The sequence below is a fragment of the Chryseobacterium sp. MMO-72 genome (genome assembly GCF_037146035.1).
In the GTDB taxonomy this organism is placed as follows: Bacteria; Bacteroidota; Bacteroidia; order Flavobacteriales; family Weeksellaceae; genus Chryseobacterium; species Chryseobacterium indicum.
Genome location: NZ_JBBCWG010000014.1, coordinates 109,755 through 126,427 on the forward strand (window position 1 = coordinate 109,755; position 16,673 = coordinate 126,427).

General features: G+C 37.3%; 10 protein-coding genes. 6 read left to right on the forward strand and 4 right to left on the reverse strand.

What is annotated here, in order from left to right; translation table 11 throughout:
• Positions 1-20 precede the first annotated feature (20 nt).
• Positions 21-482, reverse strand: coding sequence for an Lrp/AsnC family transcriptional regulator (locus WFH39_RS17370; RefSeq protein WP_214589565.1), 462 nt, complete (start codon positions 480-482; stop codon positions 21-23).
• 760 nt (positions 483-1,242) lie between these two features.
• Between WFH39_RS17370 and WFH39_RS17375 the strand changes: the two genes are divergently transcribed.
• Both WFH39_RS17375 and WFH39_RS17380 read left to right on the forward strand, forming a co-directional pair.
• Entirely contained in the window at positions 1,243-3,225 is a 1,983-nt protein-coding gene (locus WFH39_RS17375; protein ID WP_336690796.1) for a T9SS type B sorting domain-containing protein, read from the forward strand.
• A gap of 37 nt (positions 3,226-3,262) precedes the next feature.
• Positions 3,263-5,848, forward strand: coding sequence for a fibronectin type III domain-containing protein (locus tag WFH39_RS17380; protein WP_336690797.1), 2,586 nt, complete (start codon positions 3,263-3,265; stop codon positions 5,846-5,848).
• 343 nt (positions 5,849-6,191) lie between these two features.
• On the opposite strand, the gene WFH39_RS17385 is transcribed toward WFH39_RS17380, so the two are convergent.
• A complete protein-coding gene (locus WFH39_RS17385; RefSeq protein ID WP_214589562.1) occupies positions 6,192-6,413 on the reverse strand; it encodes a hypothetical protein in 222 nt (73 codons plus the stop codon).
• Positions 6,414-6,625: 212 nt separating this feature from the next.
• Positions 6,626-7,792 (reverse strand): cytochrome-c peroxidase, encoded by a 1,167-nt coding sequence (locus WFH39_RS17390; protein ID WP_336690798.1) that lies wholly within the window; start codon positions 7,790-7,792, stop codon positions 6,626-6,628.
• A 455-nt stretch (positions 7,793-8,247) separates the two neighbouring features.
• Here WFH39_RS17390 and WFH39_RS17395 point away from each other — a divergent pair, with 455 nt between their 5' ends.
• From WFH39_RS17395 to WFH39_RS17405, 3 genes are all read left to right on the forward strand, one after another.
• On the forward strand, positions 8,248-10,590 hold the full coding sequence (locus WFH39_RS17395) for a TonB-dependent receptor (RefSeq protein ID WP_336690799.1): 2,343 nt from the start codon (positions 8,248-8,250) through the stop codon (positions 10,588-10,590).
• Between the two features lie 3 nt (positions 10,591-10,593).
• Positions 10,594-11,400 (forward strand): DUF4249 domain-containing protein, encoded by an 807-nt coding sequence (locus WFH39_RS17400; RefSeq protein WP_087709780.1) that lies wholly within the window; start codon positions 10,594-10,596, stop codon positions 11,398-11,400.
• Between the two features lie 159 nt (positions 11,401-11,559).
• Positions 11,560-13,743 (forward strand): outer membrane beta-barrel protein, encoded by a 2,184-nt coding sequence (locus WFH39_RS17405; protein ID WP_336690800.1) that lies wholly within the window; start codon positions 11,560-11,562, stop codon positions 13,741-13,743.
• A 1,055-nt stretch (positions 13,744-14,798) separates the two neighbouring features.
• Here WFH39_RS17405 and WFH39_RS17410 read toward each other — a convergent pair.
• Entirely contained in the window at positions 14,799-16,028 is a 1,230-nt protein-coding gene (locus tag WFH39_RS17410) for a PQQ-dependent sugar dehydrogenase (RefSeq protein WP_336690801.1), read from the reverse strand.
• Positions 16,029-16,240: 212 nt separating this feature from the next.
• On the opposite strand from WFH39_RS17410, the gene WFH39_RS17415 reads away from it, so the two are divergent.
• The gene (locus WFH39_RS17415) at positions 16,241-16,543 is read left to right on the forward strand and encodes a hypothetical protein (protein WP_336690802.1); all 303 of its coding nucleotides are present in this window, start codon (positions 16,241-16,243) and stop codon (positions 16,541-16,543) included.
• Positions 16,544-16,673: the final 130 nt, after the last annotated feature.

Sequence of the window (16,673 nt, forward strand, 5' to 3'; positions counted from 1 at the left end):
ACTTTATGACATTTTAGAGATTAAATCGTTAATCCATGTGTATTCTTAACCTGAGCCATCACAAAAGTGCTGTGTGTGCTTCCGATAGACGGAACGGCACCGAGAATATTAAAAACAAAGTTCTGATATTGCTTCATATCTTTCACGTAGACTTTAAGCAGAAAATCAAAATCACCGGAAATACTGTAACATTCTGCCACTTCTTCGATTTCCATAATTTCTCTTTCAAATTCTACCGCCAGATAACTGTCGTTGCTTTTTAATTTCAACTGGCAATATACCGTAAATCCTAAATTGAGTTTTTCAGCATCCAGAATAGCCGCATATTTTTTTACATACCCTTCCTGTTCCAGTCGTTTTACACGTTCGAAAACCGGCGAAGGAGAAAGATTAACCTCTTTTGCCAGTTCTTTCACTGTTAATTTCGCATCACTTTGGAGTAATCTGAGCAGCTGCAAATCTTTATTATCGAGATGATCCATAGAATATTATTCTTTTATAGGTTATTATTATCCCAAATATAAAGAATTATATTCTACATTATTATAATTTTTAAGTTTATTTTACTTAATTATTTAATATTGATTATTGTTTTATTCTAAATGCCTACTTTTACTAAAATCAAACACCAGTCATGCAGGTAATACTGTTTCAAGAAAAATCATACGACATACAAGTAAAAGGGAATATTTTATAGTGAGATCACTCTAATTGCGGGGTGGTCTCCTTTTTATATGCTTTTATTTTCCGATACGTCCAATAAATATACATTTTATCTGGATATCATTATAAAAATATTTCAATTAAAAATATACGTTTTTAGTTAAAATAATCTTAGGGACTACAGTTGTACAATTCGTGCAACTGTTTTTGTTTTTAAAAAATCTGCACTGTAAATCTATCTCAGATCCTGGTTTCGAAATTATTAAAATAATTACGATACATAATATATACTATTTTTTTTTACTTAAAAGAATATTATTCTATGAATAATTAATTTTAATTAACATTAAAGTAATTTTCACTTTTTACTATTAAAATTAAAGATTAATTTACTTATTTATTCCAATATTATCAAAAACACATCTATAAGAGGTAAATTTATACGAAAATTACAATCCAATCACTATTTAATTATTTACAATAAATATTTTCATAATTAAATATAAAAAATCAATACACAAAAATGAAATGAAGTTATCTCTGTAATGATTATTCACAGATTATATAAACTTTTAGCGTATGAAAAAAAGCTATTCTTTTTTGTTATTTATTTTATTTTCATTTCCTAATCTATTTTTTTCCCAAACATATCAGCTAACAGGAAATCCCGTTAATACAACAGGATGGACAATGGTAGCGCCAACCTCTGTAAATACAGACTTTATCCAGCTGACTCCGGATGCTAATTACCAATCAGGCTCTATCCGGCTGAATCAGCCCATTAATCTTAAGTATTGTGACAAATGGAGAATAGAATTTGATTTCAGAATGGATTCTAACCAAACGGCGAACGGAGACGGTATTGCTTTCTGGTATCTTGCCAATCCTCCGGTTGCCAGTGTATTAGGTTCAGGTCTTGGTGTTTCATTGAACGCAGTAGGATTTGTGGTAGGATTCGATACTTATAACAATACCACCACTGCTGTAATGAGTAAGGTTCACGTCGGTTACGGACAGATCGTTAACACAACAGACACCAACAATGTTGAGTTTTTTAATGTTCCCGGAAGTTCTTTTCATTCTCCGGATATGAATACCACACTTCCGTTTCAGGGAACCATTTACAAACATGTAGAAGTAACAGCACAGGTAGATCCGGCTGCTCCGGCAAACTGGATCGTGAAAATAACCATCAACGGAAATTTAATCTGCAACCAGTCTTTTGCACCTTCCGGAACTGCTGCTGCAATGACGGTTGGATATTTTGGTTTTTCTGCTTCTACAGGTGGAAACAGATCCAGGCATTCCATTAAAAACGTAAAGGTTTTTGTAGACAAAATTCCTTTGCTGCAGGGAGCCATTACGAAAAATATATGTCCGGATCTTACCGGAATGGCAACCGTAGATTTAACTTCTTTAAATTCTCAGCTTACCACCAATCCGAATAACTATACTTTTGCTTATTATACCGGAGGTTCTCCCATCACCAATCCTGCCCAATTTCAATACAGTACAGACACCAATGTATCGGTAGTAATTAAAGATCCTTCACAGGTTCTTTGCGACAACAACGATGCTACAATTGCTTTAAAAGTTGCTCCTACCGTTACCACTACTGATGCTTCGCTTCGAACCTGCTTTCTGGAAAATAATCCGGCAACAGGATTATTCAACTTAACAACGGCTTCTGTCATTAGCACACCTGGGATTATTAAAAATTATTATCCTTCTTTAACCGACGCTGAAAATCAGACCAATGAAATTTCAGATCCTGTAAATTATATTGCCCCTAATGGAGTTGTATTCATAAGAGTAAGCAATTCTTTCGGCTGTTATGACATCGCAAAGGTGACTCTTGAAGTAATTCCACCAGTATTTTCTAATGTTCTGGAAGATAAAATCATCTGTATGGGAGATAAAACCACCCTGGATGCAGGGTCTGGATTCACCAGTTATTTATGGAGTACAGGTGCAACAACTCAGTCGATCAGCAATGTGGGAGTGGGAACATACTGGGTAAAACTTAAAACAGGACAATGCGTTGCTTTACAGCAAGTAAAAGTATATGCATCGGAACAGCCTGTGATTGCAAGTATTGACATCAGTAATAATGAAGTGACGGTTCATGCAATCGGCGGTACGATTCCTTATCAGTATTCATTGGACGGAATCAAATGGCAGGATTCTAATCAGTTTAAAAATATACCAAGAGGTGACATTAAAATTTTTGTAAAAGACGCCTATAACTGTGATCCTATTACCGTAAGTGTATTGGTTCCTAATCTAATCAATGTAATAACGCCTAACGGAGATGGTGTGAATGATTTCATAGATTATTCTGCACTCGCCGGAAAACAAAATCTTGTTTTCAATATTTTCGACAGATATGGTGCACAGATTCATAAAGCGGACAAGTCTAATAAATATAAGTGGGACGGGACTATAAATGGGAGAAAAATATCTACCGGAAACTACTGGTATTCCGTATCATGGAATGAAAATGATAAGAAAAATACTCCTGTAAAATATTCGGGATGGATTCTTGTAAAAAACCGTGACTAAACAATTTCAAACAAATAATACCTTATAATTTTTTAGCATGAATTTAAAATTACTTTCAGGGGCTGTGTATGCGGGTGCTGTTTTGGCAGCTTCTACTGCAGCAGCTCAAAATTTCCAGCCAATGCTTATTTCTTCGGGGCTTAATTCCGATGTTATTGCAAACGGAGTCGGATCTTCCGCAACAACTACCTCAACCGATGTAGACGGCGTTTCATTCGCTTTTGTATCAAGAGATTTTCAGCTTACTTCTTCCAGTACTCCCCTTACTTACGGTTTACCGAATGACGGCATCGTTAACAGTGTAGTTTCCACAACTCCGGGATTATCTTATAAATTAGCCAGTTACAGTGCAAACAATTCTCTGAAATTGGCTAATCAGAACGATTCCGGAACAATAACTTTTTCAACACCGACAGCAGCATTTAAATTATATATGCTCGCAACCAGCGGAAGCGGTGCTTCTACCGTTACGGTAACCGTTAATTTTACAGATAATACTTCACAAACCTTTACAGGAGTTGCCGTTTCAGACTGGTATAACGGAACCGGATTCGCAATACAGGGATTCGGAAGAATCAACAGAGCAAACGACACTCTGGAATCAGGAAGCGGAACTAATCCGAGATTGTACCAGACATTGCTGACGTTAGATGCAGCCAATCAGACAAAACCTATCCAAAGCATTACGATTACCAAAACATCAACCGCACAGGGCTATACCAATGTTTTTGCATTTTCGGCAGATGCCTACTCCACTTGTGCGCCTCCGACACTGAATGCGACAGGAACACTTACAGCAAATTCCGCAGCAGTTTCATGGACACCTGCAACGGGAACTACCGCTACAACGTACGATATTTACTACAGTACAACCAATACAACACCGGCTTTGGGAGCAACCGCCAATCTTACGGGAATTTCGGGAACCTCAACTACAATTCCGGGACTAAATCCCAATACCACCTATTATTATTGGGTAAGAGCAAACTGCAGCGGTGCAGCAAGTCAGAGCGCGTGGTCTTTTTCAGGCACATTCAAAACATTATGCGGAGCCATGACTTCCATGTTTGAAGATTTTGAATCTTATACAACAGGAAATATCGTACCGGATTGCTGGGCAAGAATTATTGATACCAACGGAAGCCAGACGATCACAACGACAACACCGGCTTCGGGTGTAAGAAATATTTACCAGTATAGCTCAACGACTCAAAATCCAACAACTGTTGTTCTTCCTCAATTCAGCAATATCAATGCAGGAACACACTGGTTAAGATTAAAAGCAAGAGTAAGCACTGCGACAGGAACGCTGAATGTAGGATATGTAACTGATCCTGCAAACAGCTCAACATTTGTATTGTTACAGGCTTTAAGCATCAGCAATACCACTTATGGCTCAACAAGCGAATATTCTGTGATCGTTCCTTCCTCTGTTCCTTCCAATGCAAGATTGGCGATCAGAAATACGGCAGACGGAAAATCTTACTATTACGATGATGTATACTGGGAACCTCTTCCGTCATGTTTTGCTCCTTCTGCATTAATTTCGTCTAATGTTTTGGCAAACAGCACAGGAATTTCATGGACGGCTCCGGCTTCAGCTCCGGCAGCAGGATATGAATACTATTATTCTACAGGCAGCACGGCACCAACGGCAGCAACTACTGCATCGGGAACCAGTACAGCCACTTCAACAACCATCAACGGACTTTCTCCGGCTACAACTTACAACATCTGGATAAGATCTGCATGCAGCAGTTCAAATAAAAGTACCTGGTGGGGACCTATTTCGGTTACAACGGCATGTGCCACATTATCTGCGCCGTTTTCTCAGACTTTTGATAATGCAACCGTACCGAACTGCTGGACGAATACCAATCCAGGAAGTACAACAGCGAATCTTTTATGGAAATTTTCAGGTAGCGCCGATTATGGAGCCAACCTTGCCAATAATGGAAGAGCTGCAGGAACTTATGCGTGGGTAGACGCGAGTTCTCCGTACAGCGGAGCGGGAGCCAATACAGTACAACTGGTCACCCCTTCAATAAATTTAACTGGATTAACATCTCCTTATATTTCTTTTGAATGGTTTAAAAATCACTCTACCTCTACAAGTACTACAGTAAGCCCTTCAACGTATGACAATAACAAACTTATCGTAGAAGTAAACAGCGGAAGCGGATGGGTTTCTTTGTGGAGCGACACTTCTAATTCCAACCAGTGGAGATCTGTAGGAATTCCTTTGCCATCCTCTTATAACGGTACCACTATTCAGGTGAGATTTACGGTAGATAAAAATGTAAACGGGAACGGTTATTTTTATGATGATGTATTGCTGGACAATGTTGAGGTAAAACAGAATCCTATTCTGGCAACAAGTGAAGTTTCAGCGGCTAAAAATGCAGTTCAAATATATCCGAATCCTTTCAAAGACACCGTAAGCATTTCAGATATTGAAAAAGTAAAATCTGTGAGCATCAGCGATGTTTCAGGAAGAATAATTAAAACTGTTGAAAATCCTTCAAAAGAAATTAATGTAAGCACATTAAATTCAGGCTTATACCTGTTGATTATCCAATTGAAAGACGGTTCTAAGTATACCGTAAAAGCAATAAAAAATTAGGCAACTATACGCTGCTTCACACAAATAAGTTTAAACTCATTTTAAATTTAACCGCAAAAGAGACAGAAGGCTCTATTAAAGTATTTCAAAAGTCTGCAAAGAGAAAAAATCTTTGATTTTTAAACTTATGTGCTCTTTTTCCATTTAAGTATTAAGCTTAAACAACTAAAGTGTTACAATCTTTTGCATCTTTTGCGGTAAAAAAGTTTAGACAAGTTTAATATAAATACCAACGATGACAGTTGGTATTTATATTAATTTAAAATTTTACAAAATGAAAAATCAAAACAGAACTATTTTTAAAGAAAAGTTCAATAAAGATGTTGCACAAATTATAAATATTTTAAAAGGAAGAGGATTTAAATTTAGGTTCAGAAGTCTCCTCGTCGGTTAACAATTTATGAAAGTCTTCAATTTTCATTTCAACGGATATTGTAGAACCATCTGTAAGTTTTACAGTAATATAGTTTGTTCTGCCACGAGATTCTTCGTGTACTGATGAAACACTGGCTGTATTAATGATAGCTTTTCCATTAAAGCCATCAAGCTCGATAAATTTAGTCATAATTTTATGTTTTTTTAGTTATCAAATATACAAATAAACCATTTACATTTTGTATATCTAGAGAAATATTTATCGACCAAAAGCGAGCGTTAGTTTTAAATATATTCCTATAAAGTAACTTATAATTAACAAAAATTAATTATTAATATTTACATTCGCAGAGGTATGTAAGAATGCATCTGCTTCCAGAACCTTCGGAATTTCCGGAGGTTTTATTTTGGTAATTCGGGTAAACATATTTTTTCCGTTTTAGAGGATAACGTTTTTAAAAAAGCTTCCAGCTGTGCAATTTCTTCATCCGATAGTTCAAGCATTCTCACCATACCCGATTTTTGAGAATGTAAAGTAATTCCTTCATACACGGTAGATCTTTTCTGTGAATATTCGGGATTTCCCTTGCTGTAAAATTCAATCACTTCTTTTAAACTTGTCATAGATCCGTTGTGCAAATAAGGTGAAGTTTTAGAAACCTCCCTTAAACCCGGAACCCGAAATTTTCCTGCATCATCTGCCATTTTTGTCACCACATATCTGCCTAAATCCTCTCCTTTTTCGCCCAGTAAGGAAGTTCCCACATTTTCAAACCTGTTATTCGAAAAATATCCCGAATTGTGGCAGTTGATACACTGCGCTTTTGTTCTGAAAAGATGAAGCCCCATCAATTCATCATTGGTATACACCTCCTGTTTTCCGTCGATAAATAAATCAAACTTACTCGGAGAACTTTTTACCGTTCTTTCAAAAGTGGCAATAGCTTTGGAAATACGGTCTTTGGTAACGGCTTTATCGCCAAAAGCTTTTTCAAATAAAACTTCATAACCTTTTATCTTTGCAATTTTTCCTGTGGCAATATCAATATGTTCGCTCATTTCACGTTGATCCTGAATCGGCATCTGCGACTGTTCTTCCAGAGATTTTGCTCTTCCGTCCCAAAATAAAGATTTTGCAAAAGCAGCATTCAGGATGGTCATTGCGTTTCGTGTTCCCAGCTGTCTGTCGTGTCCGAAAGAAAGCGTTCTGCTGTCGCCCCATCCCAATTCCGGATCGTGGCATGAAGCACAGGCAATCTGGTTGGATTTTGAAAGTCTTGGATCGAAAAAAAGCGTTTTTCCCAAGAGTTCTTTTTCGGAAGAATAGGGATTGTCTTTTGGAAATTCCACGTCCGGTAAATGTCCGATTTCCACAAAAGTGGGCGCAGATTCAGGATCAAGAACAGGTTTTGGCCATTGCGAAGAATCGCCTGAAGAATATAGTTTTCTCAGGTTATCCAAGAACGTGTTTTTCTGATTGATTTCTTTTTGAACCTTACTGTTTAAGCAGTTGTTTAAAAGCGAAACCAAAAGAAATAAGATCAAAATCCAACTTAAACTATTCTTCACAATTATCCGGAGTTTTGGCAAAAATAGGATATTTAATTGTTTTTAGAGATGTTTAAGTATAATGTAAGAAAACTCTGTGTAGAAATCATATTCGAAGTATGTTCGGCGTTCCGTAGGAACGCTATCTTTATAACATTCATTGAAAATTATAGATATCAATCCGCAAGACTGCTTTGATAACCCTATTCTTATTTCTACACAGATTCTGCTTCTAAAGGAACAAAATCTTTACTTTGACAACTTAAAAGTTTAAACCATTTTATTTAAATTTCGGAAAATTTCATGTTTTCTTACATGCTTTAAGCCAATAAAAATCTTTAAAAACCGTTTTCACTATGAACTTTTCACGAACATGATTAAAGTTCAGATTAAAGCCTTAATTTTATGCTCTCTTCACATACAGGAGATGTAATAATTTATATTTAGCGAATTATTCAAATAATAAACAAACTTACATGCAGACATTATCATTTAAAATTGCCACTACCGCAGCAGCAATTTGCTTCAGTACGGCAGTTTTTGCCCAGCAGAAATATTCTGTGAGCGGTACTGTAAAAGATAAGAAAAACGGAGAGCTTCTCATAGGCGTTACAGTGAAAGTTGCTGAAGATCCCACCATTGCTGTGGTTGCCAACGATTACGGCTTCTACTCTCTTTCTCTTCCCAAAGGAAATTATACTTTGATGATCTCTAATCCCGGTTTTAAGGATTTTACGAAAAGTATTACCGTAGAAGATAACATCAAGCAGGATCTCGAACTGAGTTCCGGAGAAGCGGAAGCTGAAGAAAGAACTGGGAAAATTGATGAAGTGGTAATTTCCGGAGTGAAAAAGGATAAGAACCTCACCTCTGCACAGATGGGAACCGAGACTCTTAGCATTAAAAATATTGAAAAGCTTCCGGTTCTGTTTGGAGAAAAAGATGTTCTGAAAACCATACAGCTCCTTCCCGGAATCAAAAGCAACGGCGAAGGAAACAGCGGATTCAGTGTAAGAGGCGGTGCAACAGATCAAAATCTGATCTTACTGGATGAAGCAGCCGTTTATAATGCGTCCCATTTGCTTGGATTTTTCAGTACTTTTAACAGTGATGCGCTGAAAGATGCAAGCATCATCAAAGGAAACAGTCCTGCCCAATACGGAGGAAGGCTTTCTTCAGTTCTGGATGTAAAAATGAAGGACGGAAACAACAAAGAATATAATGTTAACGGAGGATTGGGATTAATCAGCAGCCGACTGAGTGTGGAAGGTCCCATTCAGAAGGAAAAATCTTCTTTCATTGTGTCCGGAAGAAGAACGTATGCCGATCTTTTTCTAAAAGCAACAGACGATTTCAAAGACAGCAAACTGTATTTTTATGATCTGAATTTAAAAGCCAACTATCAGATCAATGAAAACAACCGATTGTATTTATCCGGTTATTTCGGGCGTGATGTTTTAGGCTTAGGCGATACGTTTTCAAGCGACTGGGGAAATACAACAGCTACCCTGCGCTGGAACAGCATTATCAGCAGCAAATTATTCTCCAATACTTCATTAATTTACAGCAACTACAATTATAATGTAAGCTTAAGCAGCAATAACAATACTTTCGGACTGAGTTCCAAAATTGAAGACTGGAACCTGAAACAGGATTTTTCATGGTTTGCAGGGAATAAGCATTCGGTGAAGTTTGGGCTGCAGTCTATTTATCATACCATTACGCCAAGCAGTGCTTCCGGAACCAGTGTAAGCAGTTATCCGAGAAACCCGAGATATTCCTGGGACAATGCTCTGTATATTAATGATGATTTTAAAGCTACCGAAAACCTGACGATCAACTACGGAGCAAGGCTTTCCCTGTTCAGTGTTTTGGGAGGAGATATTTTTAACACGTATGATAACGGAGTTCTCACAGATTCTAAATTTGTGGAGAAAGGAAAGTTTGGTAAAACATATGTGAATGTAGAACCGAGAATTACGGCAAACTACAGAATTAACGAAGTAAGCAGCATTAAAGGAGGCTATTCCAGAAATACTCAGAATTTACACCTTTTAAGCAACAGCGGAAGCGGAAATCCTACCGATCAGTGGATTGGAAGCAGCTTTACGGTAAAACCTGAAATTGCAGATCAGGTAAGTTTAGGCTACAGCAGAAATTTCAGCAACAACAACTACGAAATCAATACTGAAATCTACTACAAGTCTCTTCAGAATCAGATCGATTATAAAAATGGAGCTCAGATTACTTTTGATACAGCAGCGGATGTGGAAAGCGAACTGCTGTTCGGAAAAGGAAGAGCCTACGGACTTGAAATTATCGCCAAAAAGAAGAGCGGGAGATTAACCGGATGGATTTCCTACACCTTATCTAAAACGGAGAGAAAAATTGACGGAATCAATAATAATGAATGGTACAACGCAAGACAGGACAAAACGCACGATCTTTCAGTTGTTGCCACTTATCAGCTGAATCCGAAATGGACTTTTTCAGGGCTTTTTGTTTACAGCACCGGAAATGCAGTCACATTCCCAACCGGAAAGTATGAATTGAACGGACAGACGGTTTTCCAGTACAGCAGCAGAAACGCAGACAGAATGCCTGCTTACCACAGACTGGATTTTAATGCAACCTATGAACCTGTAAACAATAAACGCTTCAAAGGATCATGGTCTTTCGGGATCTATAATATTTACGGCAGAGAAAATGCTTACACCATCACTTTTGAAGACAATCCGGATAAGCCGGGAACAACACGCGCGATGCAGACTGCCCTGTTCAGATGGGTTCCAAACATTACGTATAATTTCAAATTTTAATTCATGAAAAATATATTTTTAATCATACTGTCTTTATTTTTAGTCACTTCCTGCGAAAAAGAAATAGATCTTGATCTCGAAGATCAGAGCGGACAGATTGTGATCGAAGGAAACATTACCGATCAGGCAGGACCTTATTTTGTGAAGATTACCAAATCCGTAGCCTTTACACAGGCGAACCAATATCCTGCCGTTACAAATGCGCAGGTTATTTTAAGTGACAATACAGGACAGACGGAAACCCTTCAGTATGCCGGAAACGGAAATTATAAAACGTCCACCTTTGTGGGACAGCCCGGAAGAATTTATACGTTAACCATTAATGCAGAAGGAAAACAGTACACCGCACAGAGTACAATGCCGCAGGCTGTTTCTTTTGACGGTCTGGAGCAGGACTCCTTCCTTGTGGCAGGACAGACGAGCTATACGCTTCTGCCGCTTTTCGTTGATCCGGCAACTTTAGGAAACCGTTATCTGTTTGTGTATACCGTAAACAGCAATCCGAAAAAATTCTTCTCAGAATTTTCCGATAATGTGAACAACGGCTTACCGAACCAACGACCACTTTTGCTTCCTAACGATGACAGCAATGCAAATGATATTAAAGTGGTTGCGGGAGATGTTATTCATGTAGAAATGCAGTGTATTGATGATAAAGTGTATACCTATTATTCTGCACTTCTTCAGCTTTCAGGAAGCGGTCCCGGCGGAGGAATTACTCCCGCCAATCCACCAAGCAACATCAGCAACGGCGCTTTAGGCTATTTTTCAGCACATACTGTAAGAACAAGAACCGCTGTTATTCAGTAAAAATTAAATAAAAGCTATCTGTACTTTCCGGATAGCTTTTTTTGACTTCTGTAAACAACTGACCTTTCAGTTCTTAAAAATTTATTATAGAATTAATACGATGTGATGTAACAAATATTCTCTTTACGGTGTCTTATGTAGGAAACATTATTTTTTTACATGAAAAATATTTTGATACCCATTGCCTTTTTAGCAGGCATATTTACATTTGCACAGGCTGAAAAGGATACCATAAAATCTAAGGAAAAGGCTATTGAAGGAGTCACCGTAACGGTAAGAAAACCAACCATTGAATCCAAAGTAGACAGAACCGTTTTTAATGTTTCCAACAGCTCTATTCTTGCAGGAAACACCACTTGGGACGTCTTGAGAATGACTCCGCTGGTAAGTATTGATAACAATGATGCCATAAAAGCTGAAGGAGAGACCGTAACAGTATACATCAACGACAGGAAGTCTGTTTTTACAGGAAAGGAACTTAAAGAATACCTGAAAACCATTCCTGCGGATAATCTGATGAAGATTGAAGTAATTACAAGCCCGTCTTCGCGCTATGAAGCCACAGGATCTGTCATCAATATTGTTTTGAAAAAGCGTGATGATGAAGGAATAAAAGGGAGTGTTACCTTAAACAACAGGCAGAACACCAAAAACTCTCAGTATACCAACCTGAATTTAAATTACCACCGTAAAAGCTTTACACAGACCTTCATCGGAAGCTACAGCGATAATACCAATGTACAGAGCAATTCCAGTCTTTATAAAGTGGATGCAGAAAATTCTGAAACCTACAGAAATTCTAAAACCATAGGGAGATACAAAAGTCCTTCCCTTTCTTCCACTTCAGAATTTGAACTGAACAATAAAAATACAGTAGGTGTAATTCTTGAATATTACCAAAGCAACTCTTCTTCCAATACCGATGCAGACGGATTGAGAAATGTTAATGGACTATTCGAAAATTCATATCTTCAGAACCAAAATTCTACGGGACTTAACAGAAACTTTGGTTCCAATGTTTTTTATAAATGGTATGATAAGGAAAAGAATAAAATCCTTGACATTAATTTAGGTTCCAATTACTACGGGCAGTCGAGTGACGATTATTTTGTTAAGAACATGCTTTACAAATCCAAACCGTCTGAAAAACAGGAAATCGGAGTTCTTACAGATACCGAAAACAGAAATTATTATCTGAAAGTAGATTACACGCAGCCTATCGGAAAAGAAGGCGGAAACTTTGAAGTCGGCGGAAAGATCGATTTCAATAATAATGTGATCCCAAACAGCTTATACGGAAATATACTTACAGGACTCAGTTCCGGAGATGTTTTCCACTATGAAGACAACATCAGTTCCCTGTACGCCAACTACAGCAAAACATTCTTTAAAAAACTGGAAACCAGAATCGGACTCCGTTATGAATACATCGATTATAAAATACGTCAGGATAATGCCGGAACTTCGAGAAGAGATTCTTACGGAAAACTGCTGCCCAATATTTTATTGAAATATTCTTTTTCAGACAATTATGATTTAAGCTTAACGTATAACAAAAATATATGGCGACCGTGGTATGCGGAATTCAATCCTTTTATGATCCCGAACAGCGACGGATTCTACAGCCGTGGAAGCATCGATCTGGAACCCAACCCAAGCGACAGGGTTTATATGAAGTTAGGGATTCATAAAAAATACTTTATCTCTGCGAGATATATGTTTACCGATCAGGATTACTGGACCAATTATGTAACGGGAACGATTAATGATATCAACGGAAATCCTCAAAACATCACCATTACGCAGCCCTCCAACTTTTTCGGGAAAGTGCATAAGTATTACGTCTTTGCCAATACGAACCAGACTTTCTTCAAAAATAAATTTACGGTGAATCTTGGTCTGGGATGGTATTATATTGATAACAGCGATTTTAACAAGAAAAACGGTTTGGAAAATGCCAATAACTACATCAGCTATCTGAGTGCTTCCACCAACCTTACGTACACGAATCTGTTTAATAAAAATATCAATCTGAGCGCATGGGTGGAAGTGTCTAACCAGAACAACGGAAATTCCACAACGAACAAAGCGAATATTTTCCATAATATTTCAGCCACAAAGATATTTCCGAAAACCCAGATGGAAGTCAGCCTTCAGCTCATGAATATTTTTCAGCGGCCGAATTACGATGCTACCACTTTTGTGCAGGGAGGAACTTTCCGAAATTCTTCGAAATGGGACTGGTACGGAGCATCTATTTCATTTGTAAAACGTTTCGGAAACCAGAAAGTAAAAGAAAATACCAAAACCGATGTTGAGAAAAACGGCGGCGGCGGAAAATAATTTTAATGTTAAATTTTAGTACGGATGATGGATGAATTTCCATTGTCCGTTTTTTTTCATACATTTTCAATTTATCCTAATTTTATGTTCTATGGTGGCTTTTTTAAAAACGCTAAGTTCGCTGAGTTTTGCTTTGAAATTTATGAGAATATTTTTCGAGCGCAAGGGCGTGAAACTCAGCTAATGATAATCATCGTTTTTAAATCTCTGAAATTTTAATTTCACTTTAAGTTTTGGCTAAAGCCAATTTATTTCATGGAAACATTAAAATGGGCTAAAGCCCATTCCTACTGATAATTTATATTGGTTTTGAATTGAACTCACGTTAATTTTAATCATCACACTTAACGTACTTTTTTAAAAACGCTAAGTTCGCTGAGACTGCTTTGAAATTTATGTGAATATTTTTCGAGCGCAAAGGCGTAAACTCAGCTAATTATAATGATGGTTTTTAGATCTATGAAATTTTCTTTCGTTTTAAGTTTTGGCTAAAGCCAATTTATTTTTTAGAAATATTAAAATGGGCTAAAGCCCATTCCTACTGATAATTTATACTGATTTTGAATTGAACTCACGTTAATTTTAATCATCACACTTAACGTACTTTTTTAAAAACGCTAAGTTCGCTGAGGCTGCTTTGAAATTTATGTGAATATTTTTCGAGCGCAACGGCGTAAACTCAGCTAATGATAATAGAATTTTTATGAGAAATCAGTTAAAATTTAGGCTTTTGAAAATCTTATTGATTCCTACAATACCTGAACAAAGTAATTATTATAAGTTTGTTTAAACTCATTTTAAATTTAACCGCGAAAGAGACAAAAGACTTTATTAGATTTATTTAAAGTATTTCAAAAGTCTGCAAAGAGAAAAAATCTCTGATTTTTTAACTTATGTGTTCTTTTTTTCGATTTTAAGTATTAAACTTAAACAACTTAAGTGTTAAAATCTTTTGCTTCTCTTGCGGTTAAAAAGTTTAGACAAGTCTTATAATAAAAAAAGCCGGAAAAAGATATTTCATCTTTTTCCGGCGCTGATTCTTAAAATCTTTGAAATTACTGTTTACGGATTCGGTAGAGTCTACCTCCGTCCGTCACTGCATATAAATTGCTATCTGTTCCCTGTGTAATATCTCTGAAACGCTGGTTTTCGGATGAAAGAAGCCTTTCTTCGCCTATTACTTTGTTGTTTTCCATAACCAGTCTCGCGATGTGCATTCCGCTTAGGGAAGCTACGAAAAGATTATTCTGCCATTCCGGAATGGTGTTTCCTTTATAAAAAGTGATTCCGCTTGGCGAAATTACAGGATCCCAGTAATAAACCGGCTGTTCCATTCCTGCCTGCTGCTGAATTCCTGCGCCGATGGTGGCTCCACTATATTCAATTCCGTAAGTAATGGTTGGCCAGCCATAATTTTTACCAGCTAAAACCCTGTTAATTTCATCTCCGCCTCTCGGTCCATGTTCACTCTGCCATAATTCTCCTGTTACAGGATGGATGGCAATTCCCTGCGGATTTCTGTGCCCGATGCTGTATAATTCCGGCAAAGCTCCGGATTGCAAAAATGAAGGATTTCCGGGAGCGGGTTGTCCGCTGGTTGTAATTCTCAGGATCTTGCCTAAAGCTGCGGTTACAGACTGTGCAAGAGGTCTTGTAGAAAGATCGGAACGTTCTCCCGTACTCACAAAGAGATTTCCTGTGTTATCAAAAGCAATTCTTCCTCCGTAATGAAGATTTCCCACATTGGCAGAAGGATTTGCCCTGTAGATCACCACAGGATTTTCAATCATAGTTTCTGAGCTGGAGAGTCTTCCTTTGGCTACTGAAGTTATATTTCCGCCTGAAACATTTTCAGAGAAAACCCAATATACCATTCTGTTGGAAGTAAACTGCGGATCTACACAAACTCCAAGCAGACCACCCTGCCCTCCGGAATTCACGGAAGGAAGTCCTGTTATAGCACTGCTTACAGTTCCGCTACTGCTTATAATCCTCATGGTTCCTGCTTTCTCGGTTACGAGAAGTCTTCCATCCGGCAGAGATGTAATTCCCCACGGCGAAGCTAATGATGAGGTAACGACTTCACTTATATAGGGTGTGGAAGTTTTTGCGCCATTCGCTCTGGTCTGTCCTGCAAAAGCCGGCTGATAATTGGTATTTGCCGAATTGGTCTCAACAGGAGGAAGTGATGGCCCGTTATTTCCGCCGCTGTCATCGATAGTGTCTGAACAGTTTGCCAGTAATAAAGACACGGCAATTAATCCATAATAGCTTGTTATTTTCATATTTCGAGATTTTGGTGTACTGAAGAATTTTATTTTCAAAAACAAATTACCTGCCGTAAATCCTATCGTCGTGGAATTCCCGCAAAAATATTCAATCGGTTACACTGATAATAGGATTTCTTTAAAATTTCAATAATTGATTAAGAAAATTTTAAGACTTAAAATGAAAGTATGGCATGAATATTATTATAATTAATATAAACACGTTGAAGATGGAAAACCTGTTAGCCAATAAAGATTTAATAAACAACTATTTAAAGTTAGTCATAAAACTGCAATTCAATACAGAAATTGATTTAGAAGGAGAATATACATTTACCGAAAATCTGGTTTCCAAGAAACCTATTATAGCAACTACTTTCTCTGAAAGAATTTTGTCCAGCCCCGATATAAAAACGGTTTTGACATCTGTAATTACAGAAATTAATATCGGAGTCTGTACCACAGAACAGATGAGAAAAGCAGTTCAGGATTATCCGGAAGCAGATTCGCGGGAAATGCAGGAAATTGTTTAAATAAAACTCCCTGTACAGCTGGACTGCCCCCAAAAAGTTAGACACTTTTTAGGGGCATTTTTATTTATGGGATTATCAAAGTATAGTTTAGAATTTAAGTTAGATTGCATTGAAAAAATTTCGAGTAATC